Here is a 4,012-nt window from a genome sequence, read left to right as displayed (position 1 = left end):
GCGCCGGCAGCAGCTGCAGGCTGTCCGGCACCGCCGCGGCCGGCAGATAGCCCACCGCCTTGGCCGGCGCAGGCGCAGGCGCCGGTGCACGCAGCGCGGGACCGCTGCAGGCGGCCAGGGCGAGCGCCAGCACCACGGCGACGGAACGGACACGACAGGCGGGCGACACGGGCATGCGGACTCGGACAGCGACGGCGGATCGGTCAGTGTACGGTGCGATGCAGCGATGGGGCGCCCGAGGCGGCATGCCGTGGCGCGCGACTGCGGAGAGGAGCGGCTTCAGCCGCGACGGGCGTGACCGGGAAGGCCCGTCGCGGCTGAACCCGCTCCTCCGGAAGCAGGTTTGCGTATTTCTGGAAGCACCGTTCCCGCCTCAGCCCCCGTCACGCTCCTCGCGCGTCGGGAAGCGCAGCACGACCCCGCGCGGCGGCGCCGGCGGTGGCTGCCACAGCACCGGCACCTGGGTCGGCGGCGGCGGTTCCAGTTCGTCGTCGGCGGCGAGGATCTCGTCGGTGTCCTCCTCGTCCTCCCAGCTGTAGCGCTTGCGCGGCGGCAGCGGATCGCGATGGCGCAGCAGCAGCGCGGCGACCACGCCGCCCACCGCGCCGCCCAGATGCGATTGCCAGGACACCCCGTCCTCGTGCGGCAGCACCGTCACCAGCATGCCGCCGTAGAACAGGAAGGCGATCATGCTGGCGGCGATCGCGGCGCGGTCGCGGCGCAGCAAGGCCAGCACGAACACCAGGAACAGCAGGCCGTGGGCGACGCCGCTGGCGCCCAGGTGATGGCTGCCGGGATCGCCGAGCCACCAGGCGCCCAGGCCCGAGCCCAGCCACAGCAAGGGCAGCCCGGCCAGGGTGGCGCGCGGATACACGCTGCCGGCCAGGGTGCCCAGGATCAGCAGGGCGCCGGCATTGGCCCCCAGATGCTCAAGCGAGCCGTGCAGCAGCGGTGCGGTCAGCACGCCGAGCAGGCCGGCGGCCGTGTGCGGCGCGACCGCCCAGGGCCGCCAGTCGAACAGGCCCTGGCTGGCGAACACCGCCACCAGCACCGCCACGAAGGCCAGGCTGACATTGAACGCGCGCAGGATCCGCGCGCGGTCGAAGCGGCCCTGCGCATCGGGTTCGGGCGTGGGCGAGGGGAGCGAAGAGGTGTCCATGGTCCCTGGATGGCGGCGCCGGGCGTCCAAGGCAAGGCGCCGCCAGTGGGAGGGACTGGCCGCGGCCGCGGGACAATCCGCGGCCGCGGCGCCCGCGCCGGGTCAGTGCGCCGGCTTGGCCGGGCGCAGCAGGCTCAGCACCACGGTGGCGCCAATCACCACCGCCACCGCCAGCAGCGACACCAGCACCGGGATCTTGTACAGGTCGATGATCAGCATCTTGGTGCCGATGAACACCAGCACGATCGCCAGGCCGTAGGGCAGCAGGTGGAAGCGGTCGGCCATGCCCGCCAGCAGGAAGAACATCGCGCGCAGGCCCAGCACCGCGAACACGTTGGAGGTCAGCACGATGAACGGGTCGGTGGTGATCGCGAAGATCGCCGGGATGCTGTCCACCGCGAAGATCACGTCGGTGATCGCGATCAGCATCAGCACCGCGAACAGCGGGGTGAACCAGCGCTTGCCTTCCTGGGTCACGCTCAGCGCGTTGCCGTGGTACTGCGGGGTCAGGCGCAGATGCTTGCGCATGAAGCGCAGCACCGGGTTGGCCTCCAGGTCCGGCTCCTTGCCCGCCGAGAACCACATCTTGATGCCGGTCAGCAGCAGGAACGCGCCGAACACGTACAGCAGCCAGTGGAACTTGGTCAGCAGCACCGAGCCGGCGAAGATCATCACCGCGCGCAGCACGATCGCGCCGAGCACGCCGATCACCAGCACGCGCTGGCGCTGCTCCTCCGGCACGGCGAAGTAGCTCATGATCATCAGGAACACGAAGATGTTGTCGACCGCCAGCGACTTCTCGACCAGGTAGCCGGTCAGGAACTCAAGGCCCAGGCGGTTGCCGGTGGCCACGTCGATGGTCTCGCGCAGGTACCACCACAGGCCGGCGTTGAACGCCAGCGCCAGCGCGATCCAGCCGATGCTCCACCACAGCGCTTCCTTGAAGGTGACCTTGTGCGGACCGCCGTGGCGCATCAGCACCAGGTCCGCCAGCAGCGCCACGACCACCACGATCGCGAAACCGCTCCACAACCACACGTTGCCTATCGTTTCCATTGGGAATTTTCCGTCAGTGAACAGGGAACCTCGGGGCCGCGTTGGCGGAGGCGTTCCGGACGGAGACGACGGATGTCGTCCAGAGGGTGCCTTCGCCACAGCGGCGAAGGTCTCGCTCGCAGCCGATGCACCGGCTGCCGTTGCACCGGAGCCCGCGGGCTCGAATTGACGGCGACAACGTCGGGAGCTACTCCCCTTCTGCGGGCATTCTTGCGGGTGCCGGCGGTGCCGTCAATCGGGGCGGCTACAATGGCGTTCATGAATAGTCCCCTGCCCGTAGTCCGCCTCAAGAACGCCTGGCGCTCCAGCCATCCTTGGATCTTCCAGAAACTGGTCGAAAAACCCGCCGCCAAGCCCAAGCCGGGCGCGCTGGTGGACGTGGTCGGGGTGGACGGCGACTGGATCGGCCGCGGCTTCTACAACGGCCACTCGCGCATCGCCGTGCGCATCCTCGAGACCCATCCCGACATCGCCGTCGACGAATCCTGGTTCGCGCGCAAGATCGCCGAGGCGGTGTCGCTGCGCCGTGACGTGCTCAAGCTGGACGCGGTCAGCGATGCCTGGCGTGTGGTGCATGCCGAGGGCGACGGCCTGTCCGGCCTGGTGGTGGACCGCTACGGCGACCTGCTGGTGGTGGAGTTCTTCAGCGCCGGCATGTTCCGCCACCGCGAGTGGATCTACGCCGCGCTGCGCACGCAGTTCCCTGGCGCGCGCTTCTACAGCTTCGCCGAGGAACACGTGCAGAAGCAGGAGAGCTTCGACTACCGGCCGGTGTCCAGCAGCGGCGAGCGCCCGGAGCCGGCGATCATCAGCGAATACGGCGTGCGCTTCCGCGCCGACCCGGCCGGCGCGCACAAGACCGGCTTCTTCGCCGACCAGCGCGAGAACCGGCAGTGGCTGAGCCAGCAGGTGGAGGGCAAACGCGTGCTCGACCTGTGCTGCAACACCGGCGGCTTCGCGGTCTACGCCAAGGTGCGTGGCGCCACCGAGGTGGTCGGCGTGGACATCGACGAGGACGTGATCGAGATCGCCAAGGGCAACGCCCGCCTCAACGACGTGCGCCCCAAGTTCGTGCAGGCCGACATCTTCCCGTATCTGCGCGACGCCGCCGCCCGCGGCGACCAGTACGACGTGGTGATCCTGGACCCGGCCAAGATGACCCGCGACCGCGACCAGGTGATCCCGGCGCTGAAGAAGTATCTGGACATGAACAAGCTGGCGCTGGGCGTGGTCGCTCCGGGCGGCCTGTTCGCCACCTTCTCCTGCACCGGCCTGGTCGCCGAGCACGAGTTCCTGGACATGCTGCGCCGCGCCGCCTATTTCTCCGGCCGCACCATCCAGATCCTGAAGGTGGCCGGCGCCGGCGCCGACCACCCGTTCATGGCCCACGTGCAGGAATCGCGCTACCTCAAGGCGGTGTTCTGCCGCGTGCTGGACTAGCGCGCCACGCATGCGCAAGGCCGAGCGGCGATGCGTGCGTGACGGCCTGATCCGGGCGCGCCGGCCGGCGATCGACGCCGCCGCTGCATGAAGATCGTCATCGCCCCGGACGCGTTCAAGGAAAGCCTGTCCGCGGCGGAGGCGGCCGCGCAGATCGCGGCCGGCTTCCGCAGCGTGTTCCCGGAGGCGCAGTACGTGCTGCTGCCGTTCGCCGACGGCGGCGAGGGCACGGTGGACGCGCTGGTCGCCGCTGGCGGTGGGCGCCGGGTCGCCTGCACGGTGACCGGGCCGCTGGGCGCGCCGGTCGCCGCGCAGTTCGGCCTGAGCGAGGACGGCGGCACCGCCCTGATCGAGATG

At 70.1% G+C, this 4,012-nt stretch carries 4 protein-coding genes; 2 read left to right on the top strand and 2 right to left on the bottom strand.

Annotated features, from left to right (window positions below):
* Positions 1 to 373 precede the first annotated feature (373 nt).
* Entirely contained in the window at positions 374 to 1,159 is a 786-nt protein-coding gene (locus tag D180_RS12485; protein WP_017913056.1) for a rhomboid family intramembrane serine protease, read from the bottom strand.
* Positions 1,160 to 1,261: 102 nt separating this feature from the next.
* Positions 1,262 to 2,215, bottom strand: a complete 954-nt coding sequence (locus D180_RS12480; protein WP_017913055.1) for a TerC family protein — start codon at positions 2,213 to 2,215, stop codon at positions 1,262 to 1,264.
* Positions 2,216 to 2,473: 258 nt separating this feature from the next.
* Here D180_RS12480 and D180_RS12475 point away from each other — a divergent pair, with 258 nt between their 5' ends.
* Both D180_RS12475 and D180_RS12470 read left to right on the top strand, forming a co-directional pair.
* Positions 2,474 to 3,655, top strand: coding sequence for a class I SAM-dependent rRNA methyltransferase (locus tag D180_RS12475; RefSeq protein WP_043090915.1), 1,182 nt, complete (start codon positions 2,474 to 2,476; stop codon positions 3,653 to 3,655).
* 87 nt (positions 3,656 to 3,742) lie between these two features.
* Positions 3,743 to 4,012, top strand: a 270-nt coding sequence (locus tag D180_RS12470; RefSeq protein WP_043090914.1) for a glycerate kinase, incomplete at its 3' end; no start/stop codon positions are given.

The sequence above is a fragment of the Xanthomonas sp. SHU 166 genome, assembly GCF_000364685.1.
Lineage (GTDB): Bacteria > Pseudomonadota > Gammaproteobacteria > Xanthomonadales > Xanthomonadaceae > Xanthomonas_A > Xanthomonas_A sontii.
This window is presented reverse-complemented; position numbering and strand designations above follow the sequence as displayed.

Bases quoted from the DNA above. Each gene is read 5' to 3' on its own strand.
- D180_RS12485 (WP_017913056.1), bottom strand. From the start codon at position 1,159: ATGGACACCTCTTCGCTCCCCTCGCCCACGCCCGAACCCGATGCGCAG.
- D180_RS12480 (WP_017913055.1), bottom strand. From the start codon at position 2,215: ATGGAAACGATAGGCAACGTGTGGTTGTGGAGCGGTTTCGCGATCGTG.
- D180_RS12475 (WP_043090915.1), top strand. From the start codon at position 2,474: ATGAATAGTCCCCTGCCCGTAGTCCGCCTCAAGAACGCCTGGCGCTCC.